This is a genomic window from Allobosea sp. FG18, from assembly GCF_057809495.1.
Genome location: NZ_JBMDKB010000080.1, coordinates 1 through 1328 on the forward strand (window position 1 = coordinate 1; position 1328 = coordinate 1328).

The following is a 1328-nucleotide window of genomic DNA, read 5'->3' on the forward strand; positions in this document are numbered from 1 at the left end:
TGTTGTAGCCCCCAAAAGCCCGGACATTTCTCACGGTGCTGCATGGGCCGCGATGAACTCGCGGGGTGAACGATATCCGAGCGACCTGTGCGGGTGAAGCTCGTTGTAGTGGTCGAACCATTCCGGCAGGGCGAGCATGACGGTTTTGGCATCGGGGATGGGGTTCACCGAGACGTAGTCGCGCTTGAAGGTTCGCACGAAGGCTTCGGCCATGCCGTTGCTCTGCGGGCTCTGGACCGGAGTTGTGAGCGGCTCCAGGCCGATATCGCGGGCAAAGCGGCGGGTCGGACCTGCGATGTAGCAGGAGCCGTTATCGGTCAGCCATTCGATGGTCTGCGGCAGGCGGTTGACCTTGCCGAAGCGGTGCTCGACGGCGGTGACCATCAGGTCGCAGACATCTTCGCCCTTGATGCCCTCGGTGGTGGCGACATGGCCAATGGCTTCCCGGTCGCAGCAATCGAGCGCGAAGGCGACGCGGACCTTTTCGCCGTTGTCGCAGCCGATCTCGAAGCCGTCCGAGCACCAGCGCAGGTTGGAGCGTTCGACGGCGATGCGGCCGTCGTGACGGCGCTCGACCCCGCCAGCATGGCGTTCGAGCAGAAGGCCATGGACCTTCATCACCCGATAGACGCGCTTGCGATTGGCGGGCGCACGGCCCTCGGTCAGGGCTTTGCGGCGCAATCTGGCCCAGACGCGAGCATAGCCGTAGGTTGGCATGTCCTCGATGACCGTCTCGATCTCGGCCAGGAGCGCCTCTTCCGGCAGGGGCGGACGGCCTCTGCGCTGGGGAGAGCGCCCGGCCGTCCGCTGCGCCAGCCGGGCGGCGAGATGCGAACGGGCCACGTCCAGCGTCGCGGCGACGGTGTTCATGGCAAACCGTCCTTGGGCAGCGACAGCGACCGCAATCTCCGTTTTTTTATATCCTCCGCCAGTTCGAGGGCGTCCTTCAGGATTTCCACCTCCAGGGTCTTCTTGCCCAGGAGCCGCTGCAATTCGCGGATTTGCTCCTGCTGCGCCCGGAAGGCGGAGGCCGGGACCACTTCCTCCTCGGCCGCCGTCGCGGTCAGCGCCCCTTGCTCGGCAAGCCGCCGCCACGTGAAAAGCTGGTTCGGCGACACGCCGCACCGGCGTGCCACAAGGCTGACCGTGACACCCGCCTCGCGCGTCTGCGCGACGATCTCCAACTTCTCCGCAACCGACCACCGGCGACGCCGCTCAGGCCCGGTCAGGACCTCAACCTTCGGATAAGAACCAGTCATAGACACGACATTACTCCCAACCCTTATTTTAAGGGTGAGACCTGTCCGGGGAATTCGGGGGCCGTTTCA

1 protein-coding gene is annotated in these 1328 nt (G+C 65.1%); it reads right to left on the reverse strand.

Annotation, left to right across the window (positions count from 1 at the left end):
- Positions 1-30: 30 nt before the first annotated feature.
- A protein-coding gene (locus ACODTJ_RS29145; protein WP_488851714.1) for an IS3 family transposase occupies positions 31-1259 on the reverse strand; the annotation gives its coding sequence in 2 pieces (ribosomal slippage) (positions 31-929 and positions 929-1259; 1230 coding nt in all).
- Between the last annotated feature and the right edge of the window lie 69 nt (positions 1260-1328).